We start from the raw sequence: 15,997 nt of genomic DNA on the forward strand, positions 1-15,997 counted from the left end.
CTGCGCAATGGCGGCCTGGCCCGCGACGGCCTGATCTGCGCCCGGCAGGACAGCCTGGGACCTCGAGGCAGCGCATTGCCAGCGCGAAGTGTGCCGATCCGAGAACGGGCGGAGGGTTCGCGATCCACAGTGCTGGGCGACCTTGCCGCCGCGATCTACATCCGGCCCGCTGCTTACATGCGACGCGGTGCTTACATGCGACCCCGCGCTTACATGCGACCCCGCGCTTACATGCGACGCAGCGCCGCGATGCGCTCCACCAACTGATCCGCCGACGCCAACGCCGTTGGCGGCCCACCACATTCGCGACGAAGCTCACCATGGATCACGCCGTGCGGCTTGTTGGTGCGGTGGTGATGCATGGCGACCAAGCTGTTGAGTTCGCGCCGCAACTCACCCAATCGGTCAGCGGTAGCGACCCTTTCGGCCGCGCTCGCGACCTGCGGTCCGGGATCGGCGGCCGATTCACCACGGTCGGCGATCTGCTTGGACTGCCGCTCGCGGAGCAAGGCCCGCATCTGGTCGGCGTCGAGCAGACCGGGGATGCCGAGGTAGTCGGCCTCCTCGTCGCTGCCCGCGAAAGTGGCGGTGCCGAAGGAGGATCCGTCGTAGATCACCTGATCGAGCTCGGCGTCGGCGGCGAGCGCGACGAAGGACTTCTCCTCCTCGCCTGGCTCGTCCTGCTGCTTGTTCGCGTCGATCAGCAGCTCGTCATCGAGGCCGTCCTTCTCCCGGTGCGGCTTGCCGATGACGTGGTCGCGTTGCAATTCCAGCTGCGCGGCCAGATCGAGCAGCACCGGCACCGAGGGCAGGAACACGCTCGCGGTCTCGCCGGGCTTGCGGGCACGCACGAACCGGCCGATGGCCTGCGCGAAGTACAGCGGCGTCGAGGCGCTTGTCGCGTATACGCCGACCGCGAGGCGCGGCACGTCGACGCCCTCGGACACCATGCGCACCGCGACCATCCACGGTTCGGTGCTCGCGCCGAACTGCTCGATCCGGTCCGAGGAGGTCGGTTCGTCGGACAGCACCAGCGCGGGCTTGGTGCCCGAAATGTGTTCCAGCAGTTCGGCGTAGTCGCGGGCGCGGTCCTGGTCGGTCGCGATCACCAGGCCGCCCGCGTCGGGCATGCCCGTGCTGCGCAACTGGCGCAGCCGCATGTCCGCGGCGCGCAGCACGGCGGAGATCCAGTCGCCCGCCGGGTCGAGCGCGGTACGCCAGGCGCGGGCGGTCTGCTCGGGGTTGAGCGGTTCGCCGAGGCGGGCGGTGTGCTCGTCGCCCGCGCTGTCACGCCAGTGCGCCTCGCCGGAGTAGGCGAGGAACACCACCGGCCGGACCACGCCGTCGGCGAGGGCCTCGGAGTAGCCGTAGGCGTGGTCGGCGCGCGAGCGTGGGAAACCCGACTCATCGGGTTCGTAGGTGATGAACGGGATCTGACTGTCGTCGCTGCGGAACGGGGTTCCGGTCAGCGCGAGGCGGCGGGTCGCGTCGCCGAACGCCTCGGCGGTCGCCTCACCCCAGCTCTTCGCGTCGCCCGCGTGGTGGATCTCGTCGAGAATGACCAGGGTCCTGCGGTTTTCGGTGCGCACCCGATGCCGGGACGGGTGCGAGGCGACCTGGGCGTAGGTGACGACGACACCGTGATAGTCGCCGGACGTGCCGCCGGTCGCGTTGGAGAACCGCGAATCCAGCTGAATCCCCACGCGGGCCGCGGAGTGCGCCCACTGATGCTTGAGGTGCTCGGTGGGCGCGACGACGGTGATCTGGTCGACGGTGCGATCGGCGAGCAGTTCGGCGGCCACGCGCAGCGCGAACGTGGTCTTACCGGCGCCCGGCGTGGCCACCGCGAGAAAGTCACGTGGCTTGGACGACAGATACTTGGTCAAGGCCCGGCGCTGCCAGGCACGCAGCGATCCGCTGCCCGATGTACCGGAGCTGTTCGGCGTCCCCGACGCGTCGGGTCTCGCCGAATCGCCCGGTGTCTCCGCTTTTCCCGCCACAGCGGCGCCACCCGACCCAGTCACGCACTCGACCCTACTGGCCCGGCACGGCGTGTTGCTAAACCGACGCGGCATGCGCGATGGGCATCACATGTTCAACTACCGACACGCCGAAGTTCACCGATTGCCCGACGACACGTCGCCCCCGGAGTCCGGTGCGGGGACGCCTCGTGCGCGATGCTGTAGGCACGATGACCGAGGAAAACGCCATGCCGAGCGAGCCGCTGCGGACCGATATACCGTCGCTCAGCGGTGGAATCGCCGCACGTGAACTCACCGTCGGTCAGCGTGTGACCATCCGGCTGCGGCGCGCCCGCAGAAACACCAGCAAACTCGTGGTGCGGGTCGCGGTGAAAGCCTGGAACGACTCGATCTTCGCCAAGTCCGCAGCCGCGGCGTTCTGGCAGACGCTGTCGCTGGCGCCGCTGCTGCTCGGGGTGCTCGGCAGCCTCGGTTATGTCGGCACCTGGTTCGGGCCGGACACCGTGCAGATCGTGGAATCCAAGATCATCTCGTTCAGCCGGGATCTGTTCAGCGCGAGTGTGGTGTCGGATCTGATCGAGCCGACCGTCAAGGATGTGCTCGGAAAGGGGCGCGGCGCGGTCGTTTCGGTGGGTTTCGTGCTGTCGCTGTGGGCCGGGTCGTCGGCGATGGCGACCTTCGTCGACTCCATCGTCGAGGCGCACGATCAGCAGGACCTGCGACATCCGGTGTGGCAGCGCATCTTCGCGCTGCTGCTGTATGTGGCGTTCCTGGTGGCCTCGGTGTTCATCCTGCCGCTGGTGGCGCTCGGGCCGACCTTGATCGGGCGGGTGCTGCCCGCGCCGTGGCGCGAGACCGGGCTGGAACTCCTGGATTTCTTCTACTACCCCGGTGTCGGGTTGCTGCTGATCATCGTGTTGACCACGCTGTACAAGCTGGCGCTGCACACCTCGCTGCCCTGGCACCGATTGTTCGGCGGGGCGCTGGTCGCGGCCGTCTTCTTCATCACAGCGAGCGAGGTGCTGCGACGGTATCTGGCGTGGGTCACGAAGACCGGTGTGAGTTACGGCGCGTTGGCGACGCCGATCGCGTTCCTGCTGTTCACGTACTTTCTGGGGTTCGCGGTGATCCTCGGCGCGGAATTCAACGCCGCCGTGCAGGAGTTCTGGCCCGCGCGGGCGACCAGGATGGAGCAGGTGAAGGAGTGGATCACCAACCAGCTGACCGGGGATTCGTCGGACGAGGACGATTCGACGACAGACACCACCGAGACGACGGAGCAGTCTCCGTCGTCAACTGTCGACGCACCCGATAAGTCGAGCGCGGCGCCCTCGCAGACGCCGCAGCAGCCTCAGTCGCCCTTTTTCAGCCCGTCGTAGACCTTCTTGCAGTCCGGGCAGACCGGCGAACCGGGCTTGGCCGACCGCGTCACCGGAAAGACCTCGCCGCACAGCGCGACGACATGGGTGCCCATGACGGCGCTCTCCGCGATCCGGTCCTTCTTGACGTAGTGGAAGAACTTGGGGGTGTCGTCGCTCGTCGACTCGTCGGTGGTCGAATCGGGGCGAACCATGGTGTCGGTGCTCACGGATTCCATGATGCCGCATTACCTGAAGCGGTGACTGATCACGGTCCGGTGTCCGGCTGACCACGCTGTGTGCGCTGGGGCTCCGACAGTGGAAGACTCGACGTTATGCAGCAGCACGGCGACTCTCCCAACGCCGACGACATCGGCCGTGGCGAGCGCCCGGACGTGACGATGCCGCCAGCTTCCTCAGGCTCCGCCGGATACTTCCCCGGCACCGACGACGACCATCCCGTCCTGATCACCGAGGCCCAACCCTCGCTCGAAGATCAGCACCGCTCCCGCGTCCGCAGGTACACCATCATCATGGCGTTCCGCATCCCCTGCCTGATCCTGGCCGCCATCGCCTACAGCACCTTCCACAGTGCCCTGCTGGCAATCCTCATCATCGCCGTCTCCATCCCCCTCCCCTGGATCGCCGTCCTCATCGCCAACGACCGCCCACCCCGCCGCAAAGACGAACCGAGCCGCTGGGACGAGCGCCGCGCCGCCATCGAAGCGCGCCCCCACAACGCCATCGACAGCTGACGATCCGTCAGGCTTTGCGGCGGGTTACCAGGTGGAACGGTTGAGTAGCAGACCGCTGGCGCGGGCCATGACTTGCTCGCGGGTGTGACCGGGATGGTCGGCGGCAAGGAAATGATTGCCGATGGCCATGCAGAAGGCGAGGAAGCTGCGGGCCTCGACCTCGTCTGGGTCGGCGCAGAAAGTGCTGATCGCGTCGCGTAGTAGCTGCATGCGCCGGTTGTCGACATGGCGCAGGCGGTCGGCGACGGCCTGGTCACGGCGGGCCCAGTCGCGGATGGCCAAGTCGAGGGGCAGGCGGTCGCTGGCGAAGGTGAGCCGCCCGGCGAGCCTGGCCTTGTCGAGCGCGTCGCCGCCCTCGTGCTCGATCTGATCGAAGACGTCATCGACACTGTCTCGCTCCCAAGCGTCCAGCATCTCCGTCAGAAGCGTGTCGCGGTCGGCGAAGTAGCCGTAGAACCCGCCCTTGGTCACGCCGAGCGCCTTGGCCAGGGTCTCGACGCGCACGGCGTCTACGCCGCCCGCTGCCAGCGCGCGCAAGCCTTCCTCGATCCACGTTTCACGCGGTGTGCGCAACGCACCCATCCTGTGATCCACCTCATTCGCCAGCTACGTTGTACGGTGCCGTATAACAGGTCTAACCTCGACTTATACGCCATCGTATAACGCGTCGAACGCCTCGCGGCGGGATCGGAGACCTCGGATGATCAAGTGGGCAGGCTGGCTTATCGTGTTGTGCGGATTCGGGCACCTACTGGGCAGCCTGGTGGAGACAGCCCCAAGCCACGCGGGCGCGTGGTTCAGCGGGGAGCTGTGGGGGCAGGGGGATCCGCTCGAAATGAGCCACGCCACCGCCGCATTCTGGTATTCCGGATACAGCTTCGGCCCGCTACTGCTCCTGGTCGGACTCATCGTGCTGTGGCTGGGCCGTCGCAACATCGTGCCGCCCCAGTTCATCGCGTGGACACTCACGGCTTGGGTCATGATCGGCTTCGTCGTCGGAGGGCCCTCGCCCCTCCCCATCCTCTTGATCGCAGCTGGCCTGCTGCTTGCCGCGGCCCGCCGCGACCACCCGGCACCCCACGCACACGCCGCCGGTTGAACAGCGCCGACACCCGCCGCGTCCCACCCGCGAACAGAGTCAGCGGCCAACGGGACATGGCGGCGGTATCGGCCGAGTAGACCCGCCGTCATGTCCCGTTCGTGTGCGGCGTCGGTCGCGAGCGCGACATGGGGCGGGTGACGGATTGGGTGTCTTGTTCCGCGTCAGGCTTTGCGGCGGACGACCGCCGACATCACCGCTGCCGTGGCGCACAGGCCGCCGGCCAGGTACCAGGCCGTGTCGTAGCTGCCTTGGATGTCTCGGATGATGCCAGCGCCGGTGGCGGCGATGGCGGAGCCGATCTGGTGGGAGGCGAAGACCCAGCCGAAGGCGACGGGGCCGTCGTTGCCGAAGAGTTCGCGGCAGAGCACGACGGTGGGTGGGACGGTGGCTACCCAGTCCAGGCCGTAGAAGATGATGAAGACCCACAGGCTCGGCTGGGTGTTCGGGCCGAGCAGCGACGGCAGGATCAGCAGCGACAGGCCGCGCAGGGTGTAGTAGCCGACGAGTAGATAGCGCGGGTCGATGCGGTCGGTCAGCCAACCCGACGCGATGGTGCCCGCCACATCGAAGATGCCGACGACGGCGAGCAGGCTCGCGGCGGCGGTCGGCGGCATGCCGTGGTCATGCGCGGCACTGACGAAATGGGTGCCGACCAGACCGTTGGTCGACGCGCCACACACCGCGAATCCGCCTGCCAGCAACCAGAATCCGGGCGTGCGCGCGATCCTGCCCAGGACGGTGAGCGCGCGCAGGCCACCGACGGCCGCGGTCGTTCGGACACCGACCACACTGCCCGGCTCCGCGCCGTACGCGGTGACGCCGACATCACTCGGGAAATCCCGGATGAACAACAGCACCAACGGCACAACAACCAGCGCCGCCCCGGCGACGATCAGTGACGGCAGCCGCCACCCGTGCTCGTGCGCCAGCATCGACACCAGCGGCAGGAACACCAGCTGACCGGTCGCCCCCGCGGCCGTGAGCACCCCGGTGACCAGCCCGCGCTGCCGCACGAACCAGCGCCCGGTGATGGTCGCCACGAACGGCATCGACATCGATCCCACTCCGACGCCGACCAGCAGACCCCAGGTCAGCATCAACTGCCACGGCTGGGTCATGAACACGGTGAGCCCGGCACCCGCGGCCACGAGCAGCAGCGCGCACGACACCACCTTGCGGATGCCGAACCGGTCCATCAGCGCCGCGGCGAACGGCGAAATCAGCCCGTACAACAGCAGATTCAGCGATACCGCCGCGCCGATCGTGCCGTGCGACCAACCGAACTCCTCGTGCAGCGGATCCATCAGCACGCTGGGCACCGAACGGAACGCGGCGGCACCGAGCAGCGCGATGAAACCGACACCGGCGACGGTCCACGCGGGATGCAGGCGCCTTGCGACGGTGTCGGGCAACGGTGCGGTCGGCGGCGTCTGCAGTTCGGTCACCCGCTGAGCGTGCCGGAAAACCACCCACCCAACGAGTGGCCGGAATGCCACAAAACACCAAAATCGTGCCAGTGCGGGCGACACGCCATTGTGCTCGACACCGCGCGTGGCTTTCCCTATGGTGTCTCGGGAAACAAGACAGGAGTGAACATGATTCGGTGGATCTGGGCTTTCCTGGACCGCCCCGCACAGCGATTCGACGACTGCGCCAAGTTCTGGTCAACGATCACCGGCACCGAACTCTCCGCGCGCCGGGGTGAGCACGACGAATTCCTCACGCTGCTACCCGATCCCGCGCTCTTCGCCGCCGCGGGCGTGAAGATGCAGGCGGTCACCGGTCTCGGCGGCGTCCATCTCGACCTCGACGTCGACCACATCCCGACCGCCGTGCGCACCGCGCTCGACCTCGACGCCGACCTGGTCGCCAACCATCCCAGCTACGCCGTCCTGCGCTCCCCCGGCGGCCAAACCTTCTGTCTCACACCGAGTGGCCGCGCGAAAAGCACCCCCGCCCCCGCGACGACGGCCCCCGACGGCACCCTCAGCCGCCTCGACCAGGTGTGCCTCGACATCGGCCCCGCCGACCACGCCACCGAGACCGACTTCTGGAAGTCGTTGACCGGCTGGAACTTCCAGCAAGGCAGGCGATCGGAATTCGCCCTGCTGAGCGCCGACGCAGCACTCCCCATCCAGCTGCTGCTCCAGCGCCTCGACGAAGACCGCCCCACCAGCGCCCACGTCGACCTGTCCTCCTCCGACATCGAGGCCACCGCCAACTGGCACGAATCCCTCGGCGCCACAGTGATAGAACGCCACGACCACTGGATCGTGATGAACGACCCGGCAGACGCCGTCTACTGCATCACCGCCCGCGACCCCAACGGGGTCTGACCATCGAGGCGAGTCATATGGTCGCTAAAAGATCTTCAACAGCAGCCATTTGACTCGCCTCGCTCCTGGAAGATCAGTCAACGGGACCACAGCCAGTCCGCGCGCTGGAACTTAGGCGTTGCCCCTCCCGGGTTGCGGCAGAGAAAGCCGGGTACGGCACTCGACGCGCTCAGCACTACTCGGTCATTCCCTGGGACTGTGTACCTACCTGGTGAGTACAACTAAAGACTCCCCAACGTGACCCGTCTAGCGAAAGCTGAAGACCCACCCAGGTATTCCTGTGAGTAGTGTGGGCGCGTCGCGTGCCGTACCCGGCTTTAGGCGCACGTCAGGTGCGCGATGTCACGTTCCCGAGGTGGTCATCTGGCTGTGGTGGCGTCTCGAGCGGTGGGATCCGCACCCGGACTCTGAATCCGCCCCACAGGCCCCCAAAGCCGGTGCAGATTCAGAAAGCCGGTGCAGATCCCGCTGCCAGAATGACGGCAATGACGTCTCGAAGAGTGACCCTCGGCAACCGCACCCGGACTCGGGATCCGCACCCGGAATAAGGCCCTAAAGTCGGTGCGGATTCAGAGAGTCGGTGCGGATTCTGCTGTCAGGGTGGCGGGTGGTGGGCGTCTAGCGGTGATTCTTGGGAGTCGCACTTGGACTCGGGATCCGCACTCGGAATAGGGCCTAAGGTCGGTGCGGATTCCGTGGTCAGGGTGGCGGGGGTGGGGGTATTGGGTGGTGGCAGAGTATCGGGGTGGCTGCGAACCGATCGACGACTACCGGATCTCTTACGGCGCTGTGCCCGGATTTGCGGACGGCGCTGGCTCGTGTTCGTTATGACGCCGACACGCTGCTAGAGGTGCTCGGTGAGGACGTGCACGCGGCCCTGGGACGGTCCGAGCCGGTGCCGGTGCGGCGGGCCGCGCGCGACGCGGGGGAACTGGGCACGCTGATTCGGCTGCTACTGCTCGGGGATTCGCTGCCCGAGCGGGATGTCGCGGCCGCGCTGGTACCGGTAGATATCGAGCGCGCTGTGGCGGCGGGGCTGCTCGTCCGGGATGGCGACTCGATCCGTGCGGCCCTCGACCTTCGTCCGCTGGACGCCGGAGCTGGCACCCGTTGGATCCTGTCCGACCTCGATGATTCGATGTACCGGCGCACCCTCACCGAGGAACACGTGCTCGGTGTCGGCCACGCCTCCCTCTCCCTGCTGCGTGCCACACCGACCCGCAAGGTCGGCAGCGTGCTCGACCTCGGCACCGGCTGTGGTGTGCAAGCCGTCCACGCCGCCTCGTACGCGAACCACGTCACCGCAACCGACGTGAACTCGCGCGCACTGTGGCTCGCCGAAGCGACCGCCGCGCTCAACGGACTCGATATCGAACTGCTCGAAGGCTCCTGGTTCGAACCGGTCGCGGGGCGCCGCTTCGATCAGGTGGTGGCGAATCCGCCGTTCGTCGTCGGCCCGGCCAGGATCGAGCACACCTACCGCGATTCCGGGCTCGCCCTCGACGGTGCCAGCGAATTGGTGATCGGACAGGCCGCGGACCTGCTCGCCCCCGGCGGCACCGCCGCGATGCTGGCGGCCTGGGTGCATGTCGACGGCGAGGACTGGCGTCAGCGGGTGTCCTCGTGGCTGCCCACGCACGGCGTCGACGCCTGGGTAGTGCAGCGCGATGTCGCCGACCCCGCCCTCTATGTCGGCACCTGGCTGCGCGATGCCGGTCTCGACCCGCGCGACCCCGACGCCCAGGCGCGCGCCGAACAGTGGCTGGACGCGTTCACTGCGGCCGATGTCGAGGGCATCGGTTTCGGCTTCGTCTATCTGCGCGATATCGACGGCCCGACCGAACTGCTCGCCGAGGACCTCACCCACGGCTTCGATGACCCGCTCGGCGACGAGGCCACCCGCTATTTCGAGCGGTCGGCCTGGCTGCGCGCCGTCGCGGGCGACGAAAAACTCGCCTGGACTTCACGTTTCGTGGTTGACCCGGCGACCGCGCTGGAACGCGTCGCGCTGCCGGGCCCGGACGGCTGGGCACCGCAGGTGGCGCGCGTGCACCGGGGCGACGGACCCCGCTGGCAGCACGAGGTGGACGAGACAACCATCTCCCTGCTCGCGGGAATGCGCGCGGATGGCCTCCCGTTATACGAGTTGATCGAACTGCTGGCGGTTGCCCACGGATCTGACGAGGTGACCACGGAGTTCGCGGCCGACGCGTTGTCCGTGGTGGCCGGATTGGTCCGCCACGGACTGGTACGGCCCGTGTAATTCCGGCAATCGCGGGTAGGTCGGTGCAGGCACCGGACAACAGGCGCGTTCCACGGCTGAGACCTTCTCAGGAACTTCTCAGACGAGAGTGACGAAAACCGCACGTCAGAGCGGTTTATCTGAGCCGAGACGGGGAACTTTCTCTCTGTCGGGTCCGTTGTTCGGAGTGAGACACCACCGACAGGAGGCAAGTCATGACAAGCCCCGCCACCACTCGTGTGCGCATCAGCGATCAGGACCTCGACGCCCAGAGCCCCGCAGCCGACCTGGTACGCGTGTACCTGAACGGGATCGGCCGTACCGCACTGCTCACGGCCGCCGACGAGGTCGAGCTGGCCAAGCGTATCGAGGCGGGCCTCTACGCCCAGAACCTGTTGGAGACCGGCAAACGCTTGTCGGCCACCCGCAAGCGCGATCTGGCGCAAATCGTCCGCGAGGGTCAAGCCGCGCGGTCGCACCTGCTGGAAGCCAACCTCCGCCTCGTTGTCTCGCTCGCCAAGCGCTACACCGGCCGCGGCATGCCGCTGCTCGATCTCATCCAGGAAGGCAACCTGGGTCTGATTCGCGCTATGGAGAAGTTCGACTACGCCAAGGGATTCAAGTTCTCCACCTATGCCACCTGGTGGATCCGTCAGGCCATCACCCGTGGCATGGCCGATCAGAGCCGCACCATCCGGCTGCCAGTCCACCTGGTCGAACAGGTGAACAAGCTGGCGCGGATCAAGCGTGAACTGCACCAGCAGCTCGGTCGCGAAGCCACCGACGCGGAACTGGCCAACGAGTCCGGCATCCCGGTCGAGAAGATTTCCGATCTGCTCGATCACAGCCGCGACCCGGTAAGCCTGGACATGCCGGTCGGCAACGACGAAGAGGCCCCGCTCGGCGACTTCATCGAAGACTCCGAGGCCACCTCGGCCGAGTCCGCGGTGATCGCCGGACTGCTGCACCACGACGTCCGCAGCGTCCTCGCCACCCTCGACGAGCGTGAGCAGCAGGTCATCCGCCTGCGCTTCGGCCTCGACGACGGCCAGCCGCGCACCCTCGACCAGATCGGAAAGCTCTTCGGGCTCTCCCGCGAGCGCGTCCGTCAGATCGAGCGCGAAGTCATGGCGAAGCTGCGCAAGGGCGAGCGGGCCGACCGTCTCCGCGCCTACGCCAGCTGACCCACGCCAGCTGACCCAAAACACGTTGCCGGATCACTCCGGCACGCGACATGACGCCGGGCCACACCGGTCCGGCGTGCGACCTGGTGACCCTCGGGGTCACCTGCCAGCGTCGACCGGTGCCGCGCATCCCCGCCCCCTCCGGGATCCGCGAACCGGTCGGCGTGAATTCTTTCGAAATCGACCGCCCCAGCGAATGTCACGCACACCGCGCAAGGCCCTGACGGCTCCGTGAGACGTCAACAATCCCCGTGGTCGACTTCCCTTCACCCCACCGCGCGCGTTCAGCACAGGGAACCTCAGCCGACAGCGGTCGCCGCGAACTCGTGCGATGCGCGTCGACACCGACTGAGCTGTCGACGGCTGACCGACCGTCATCCAGACCACCCCCGAGGGTGCCGGACGACCACTCAGCCAAACCGACGCGGACCGGCATCAGAGGTAGTCGAGATTTTCGCCGTATCTCGACACATATACCGATGTCGAACGGTGGTTTTCATGATCGACGGGACATGGTGGCGTCAGAGTGCGAGTAAGCCCGCCATCATGTCCCGTTGATCATGAACGTGCCGACCACCAGCCGGATCGACGCGGACCGAAGTCGAAGCGACTCGATTCAGAGCCAGCCGATTCATCCACGGGCATACAGGATTCCGCCGAGCTGGTAAGTCATGAGCACGAGTCGAACCCGAGCACGCGCAACCTCGGCAGGTCACCCGAGGCGACGTGGGCCGGTGTCGAAGCGGCTCGATTCGGAGCCGAGGCAACACCAGCCCGCGTGCGCGGGCAAACAGGATCGCCGCCCAGCTAATGGGTCGCGAGCACGGTGACGAACGCGAGCACGCGCAACCCCGGCAGGTCACCCGAGGCGACACGAGCCGGTGTCGAAGCGGCTCGATTCGGAGCCGAGGCAACACCAGCCCGCGTGCGCGGGCAAACAGGATCGCCGCCCAGCTAATGGGTCGCGAGCACGGTGACGAACGCGAGCACGCGCAACCCCGGCAGGTCAGCCGAGTCGACGTGGGCCGGTGTCGAAGCGGCTTGGTTCGGGGCCGATTCGTCCGCGGGCGTAGAGGATCTCGGCGGAGTTGGTGGAGGCTAGTACTGGGTCGAAGGCGAGTTCGCGCATTTCTGGTAGGTCGTCGAAGAGGGCTGAGATGCGTTGGGCCAGTTCGGCTAGGGCCGCTTTGTCTACGCGCGGGCTGGCTGGGGTGCCGGAGAGGAGTGGGGCGGCGCGGGGGGCGTCGATGAGGGCGGTTGCCTCGTCGGCGGTGAGCGGTAGGGCTCGGTAGGCGCGGTCGCCGAGGAGTTCGATGATCAGGCCGGAGAGGCCGAATTCGATGACCGAGCCGAACGAGGGGTCGTCCTGGACGCGCAGGACACAGCCGACACCCTTGGTCGCCATCTTCTGGATGTGCAGGACCGGATCGCCGCACAGCTCGGCCAGATCCGCGTACCCCTGACGCACCGCTTCTGGGCGCCACAGGTCGAGGCGGACACCGGTGAGATCCGGTCTGCGACGCCACATTTCGCCGGTTGCCTTCGCCGCCACGGGGTAGCCAAGTTCCTCGGCCGCCGCGACCGCCTCGTCGGCGTTGCGCACCTCACGGAACTCCACCACCGAAATGCCATAGCAGTCGAGTAGTTCGACGGTTTCCAGATCGGTGAGCCGACGTCCGCCCGACTCGGCCATCCACTGCGCCACCAACCGCTTCGCGCGTTCGGTCTCGATCCCGTTGGGGCGCAACACCTGCGACACCGGCCTGGTCCGCCACTCCGCATACCGACGAACCCGGGCCAGCGCACGCGCCGCCCGCTCCGGATCGGGATACGAGGGAATCGACCCGCGCACTGCCGTCGCGCCCGCGCCGCGGACCGACAGCAGATTCGGAATGCCTTGTTCGGCAACGAAAGTGGTCAGGATCGGCTTGCTCGCATCGGGGACGGCCGCCGCGGCGGCGCGAATGGCGTCGGCGAAGCCCGCCATCGGCACCGGCACCGGCACCGGCGGCGCGAAAACCACCAGCACCGAGTCGATGTCGTCCGAACGCAGCGCCGCCACCGTGGCATCGAGGTAAGCACCGGGGGTCGCCTGCGGTCCCAGATTCACCGGGTCGCCGACGTCGAGTCCCTCGCTCTGCGCGGCATCGACAGCCAGCCAGTTCAGCGCCGCACTGTTGCCGACAACCGCCAACCGGGAACCCGCGGGCAGCGGCTGATAGCCGAGCAACGCGGCACAGTCGAACAACTCCGAGATCGAGTCGACCTGCACAATTCCCGCCTGCGCGAACAGGTCTCGCACGATCGAGCGGTCCATATCGCCCGCCGGTTGGGCCGCGTGGCGCCCGCTGCTCACCGCGACGATCGGCTTGGTCCTGGCCACCCGGCGCGCGATCCTGGAGAACTTACGCGGATTACCGAAGCTCTCCAGATAGAGCAGCACGACGTCGGTGTCCGGGTCGGTGTCCCAGTATTGGAGCAGGTCGTTGCCGGACACGTCGGCGCGGTCACCCGCCGACACGAACGTCGACAGTCCCAGATTCCGCGCCGCGGCCTCCCCGAGGATGGCCGCGCCCAACGGCCCGGACTGACAGAAGAACCCGATCCGTCCTCGACCGGGCAGCACCGACGCCAACGTCGCGTTGAGCGCCACCGCCGGATCGGTATTCGCGACGCCGAGCGCGCTCGGCCCGACCACCCGCATCCCGTGCCCCCGTGCGGCCGCGACCAACTCACGTTCGGCCGCGCTGCCCCCGACGCCGGTCGTGTCGAACCCCGCGGTGAGCACGACAAGTCCCTTGACGCCCTTGGCCATACAGTCGTCCAGCACCGAGCCGATCGCCTCCGGCGGCACCGCCACCACCGCGAGGTCGACCTCGTCCGGGATCTCCCGCACCGTCGCGTAGGCACGTACCCCGCGCACCGAGCGCCGGTTCGGATTCACCGGGAACACCGGCCCCTGGAACACCCCGGACAGCAGGTTGTTCAACACCGCACCGCCGACTCGGCCCGCGCTCGGTGTCGCACCGATTACCGCCACCGACCGCGGCGTGAGCAGATTGCCAACACTGCGCGCCTCGGAGGCCCGCTCACGTGAATCCCGCACGGAGAGCAGCGCTTCGGTCGGGTCGATAGCGAATTCCAGGTGCAGCACCGACCCGTCCCTGCTGCGCTCCACCTGATAGCCCGCGTCCCGGAAGACGGTCACCATGGTGGTGTTCTCGGCGAGCACCTCGGCGACGAAGGTCTCTATCTTGTTCTCGGCGGCGGCACCGGCCAAGTGCTCCAACAGGATCGAGCCGAGCCCGCGCCCCTGATGCCCGTCGGCCACCACGAACGCGACCTCCGCGGACCGCCGCCCGACCCGGTCGAGCGACTCGTAGCGACCCACCGCGACGATCGCGGTACCCAGCACCAGCACTAGACCGACCCGATCGTGATAGTCGACGTGCGTGGTCCGGTACAGGTCCTTCGGCGAAATCCGCGGGTACGGGCCGAAATAGCGCAGATATCTGGTCCGGTCGGACAGCGCCGCGTGGAACTCCTGTAGCGAGTCCGCGTCGTCCGGCGTGATCGGCCGCAGCCGAACCACGCCGCCGTCGGAGGCGAGCACGTCGGCGAACCAGTGCTGCGGCGGCGGAGGCGGAACCGCGGGGGTGTCCGGAGTGTCTACGGGGTCAGTCACGAGGGTCCTCCGGGTCCAGGCCGAGCAATCCGAAAGTCGCTCGGCGGGTGGCAAGCACGGCTGTGTCGATGGCGTGTTGGGCGCGGTCGACGCGCGGGTCCCCAGTCTCCCCCGTGCCGCCGGGGCCATCCCACGGGCGGTAGGCGATGTCGCCGCCGTCACCCATGGTGCGCGGCGGATCCACCTGCGGCGCCGCCGCGCGGACCTGATCGATCCATTCCTGCGGGATCGCGGTCTCCGGCGCGATGGTGCGGTTTAGCGCGGTGGCAAGCAGGTGCGTCCAGGCCCGCGGCACCACCCGGACCAGCCCGTATCCGCCGCCGCCGACCGCGAGCCAGCGGCCCTCCGCATGCTCATCGGCCAGGTCGCGCATGGCGCGGAAGGCGGCACGCTGGCCGTCCACCGTGAGCGCCAAATCCGCCAGCGGATCCTCGCGATGGGTATCCACCCCGCACTGGCTGACCACGATCTGCGGCCGGAACGCCGCGACCGCGCCGGGCACCACCGCGTGAAAACCGCGCAGCCACTGCGCGTCTCGGGTGCCGGGCAGCATGGGCAGATTGATCGCGGTGCCCTCGGCGGCGCCCATACCTGTCTCTTCCGGCCAGCCGGTGTTCGGCCAGAGCGTCGCCGGATGCTGGTGCAGCGAGACGGTGAGCACCCTCGGGTCGGCATAGAACGCGCGCTGCACCCCGTCACCGTGGTGTACGTCGACGTCGAGATAGGCGATGCGGTCGAAGCCGTTGTCCAACAGCCAGGAGATGGCCACGGCCGCATCGTTGTAGATACAGAACCCGGACGCGGAGTCCGGCATCGCGTGATGCATGCCACCGCCGATGCTCACCGCCCGCCGTGTCCTGCCCTCGGCGATCTCCCGTGCCGCGGCCAGCGTGCCGCCGACGATCACCGAGGCCGCCTGATGCATACCGGGAAACACCGGATTGTCCGGCGACCCCAGGCCGTACGGCGGCGCCTGCGGCGATCCGGCCGGTGTCTTGGCGTGCTCGACCGCGTCGATGTAGTCCGCGGTGTGGATGCGCAGCAGATCGGCTCGATCCGCTGCGGCGGGCGCCAATAGCTCGACACCGTCGAGTAATCCGAGACTTTCGGCCAGCGCCATGGTGAACTTCAGGCGCGCCGGTTTCATCGGATGCTCCGGGGTCCAGGCGTAGTCGAGAAACCGGTCGGTCCAGACGACGGTTCCCCGGGTGCGCTGTTCGCCGGGTGGCGCCGGGTGTTCGCTGCGCGGTGCAGTGGCCATGGTCGCAACGCTACGCGGGAAGGTAAGGACCCTGTCGAACGTTGCTATGCAGTAGAAATACAGATAAGTGCGATCGCGGCGGCAAGCCGTGC

12 protein-coding genes are annotated in these 15,997 nt (G+C 67.8%); 6 read left to right on the forward strand and 6 right to left on the reverse strand.

Annotated features, from left to right (window positions below):
- Positions 1-227: 227 nt before the first annotated feature.
- Complete coding sequence (locus tag OG203_RS11645; protein WP_405167837.1) at positions 228-1,910, reverse strand: DEAD/DEAH box helicase; 1,683 nt, start codon at positions 1,908-1,910, stop codon at positions 228-230.
- Between the two features lie 281 nt (positions 1,911-2,191).
- Between OG203_RS11645 and OG203_RS11650 the strand changes: the two genes are divergently transcribed.
- The gene (locus OG203_RS11650) at positions 2,192-3,361 is read left to right on the forward strand and encodes a YihY/virulence factor BrkB family protein (RefSeq protein ID WP_405167838.1); all 1,170 of its coding nucleotides are present in this window, start codon (positions 2,192-2,194) and stop codon (positions 3,359-3,361) included.
- Here OG203_RS11650 and OG203_RS11655 read toward each other — a convergent pair.
- Positions 3,334-3,579 carry a DUF3039 domain-containing protein gene (locus OG203_RS11655; RefSeq protein ID WP_405165675.1) on the reverse strand — a complete coding sequence of 82 codons (246 nt, stop codon included), beginning with the start codon at positions 3,577-3,579 and terminating at the stop codon, positions 3,334-3,336. The two genes, OG203_RS11650 and OG203_RS11655, sit on opposite strands and share 28 nt — an antisense overlap.
- A 162-nt stretch (positions 3,580-3,741) precedes the next feature.
- On the opposite strand from OG203_RS11655, the gene OG203_RS11660 reads away from it, so the two are divergent.
- Positions 3,742-4,095, forward strand: coding sequence for a DUF3099 domain-containing protein (locus tag OG203_RS11660; protein WP_405167839.1), 354 nt, complete (start codon positions 3,742-3,744; stop codon positions 4,093-4,095).
- 24 nt (positions 4,096-4,119) lie between these two features.
- Here OG203_RS11660 and OG203_RS11665 read toward each other — a convergent pair whose 3' ends face one another.
- On the reverse strand, positions 4,120-4,677 hold the full coding sequence (locus OG203_RS11665) for a TetR/AcrR family transcriptional regulator (protein WP_405165676.1): 558 nt from the start codon (positions 4,675-4,677) through the stop codon (positions 4,120-4,122).
- A 118-nt stretch (positions 4,678-4,795) separates the two neighbouring features.
- On the opposite strand from OG203_RS11665, the gene OG203_RS11670 reads away from it, so the two are divergent.
- Positions 4,796-5,194, forward strand: coding sequence for a DUF6463 family protein (locus OG203_RS11670; protein ID WP_405165677.1), 399 nt, complete (start codon positions 4,796-4,798; stop codon positions 5,192-5,194).
- Between the two features lie 164 nt (positions 5,195-5,358).
- Here the strand turns inward: OG203_RS11670 and OG203_RS11675 are convergent, their stop codons facing one another.
- The gene (locus tag OG203_RS11675; RefSeq protein ID WP_405165678.1) at positions 5,359-6,642 is read right to left on the reverse strand and encodes an MFS transporter; all 1,284 of its coding nucleotides are present in this window, start codon (positions 6,640-6,642) and stop codon (positions 5,359-5,361) included.
- A gap of 150 nt (positions 6,643-6,792) precedes the next feature.
- Between OG203_RS11675 and OG203_RS11680 the strand changes: the two genes are divergently transcribed.
- From OG203_RS11680 to OG203_RS11690, 3 genes are all read left to right on the forward strand, one after another.
- The gene (locus OG203_RS11680) at positions 6,793-7,533 is read left to right on the forward strand and encodes a VOC family protein (RefSeq protein WP_405165679.1); all 741 of its coding nucleotides are present in this window, start codon (positions 6,793-6,795) and stop codon (positions 7,531-7,533) included.
- Between the two features lie 745 nt (positions 7,534-8,278).
- A complete protein-coding gene (locus OG203_RS11685; RefSeq protein WP_405165680.1) occupies positions 8,279-9,796 on the forward strand; it encodes a methyltransferase in 1,518 nt (505 codons plus the stop codon).
- Positions 9,797-9,990: 194 nt separating this feature from the next.
- Positions 9,991-10,959 carry a sigma-70 family RNA polymerase sigma factor gene (locus tag OG203_RS11690; RefSeq protein ID WP_357378948.1) on the forward strand — a complete coding sequence of 323 codons (969 nt, stop codon included), beginning with the start codon at positions 9,991-9,993 and terminating at the stop codon, positions 10,957-10,959.
- 1,006 nt (positions 10,960-11,965) lie between these two features.
- Here the strand turns inward: OG203_RS11690 and OG203_RS11695 are convergent.
- On the reverse strand, positions 11,966-14,644 hold the full coding sequence (locus tag OG203_RS11695) for a GNAT family N-acetyltransferase (RefSeq protein WP_405165681.1): 2,679 nt from the start codon (positions 14,642-14,644) through the stop codon (positions 11,966-11,968).
- Positions 14,637-15,905, reverse strand: a complete 1,269-nt coding sequence (locus OG203_RS11700) for an acetoin utilization protein AcuC (RefSeq protein ID WP_405165682.1) — start codon at positions 15,903-15,905, stop codon at positions 14,637-14,639. The genes OG203_RS11695 and OG203_RS11700 overlap by 8 nt, the downstream gene beginning before the upstream one ends.
- Between the last annotated feature and the right edge of the window lie 92 nt (positions 15,906-15,997).

It is taken from the genome of Nocardia sp. NBC_01499 (assembly GCF_045040275.1).
In the GTDB taxonomy this organism is placed as follows: domain Bacteria; phylum Actinomycetota; class Actinomycetes; order Mycobacteriales; family Mycobacteriaceae; genus Nocardia.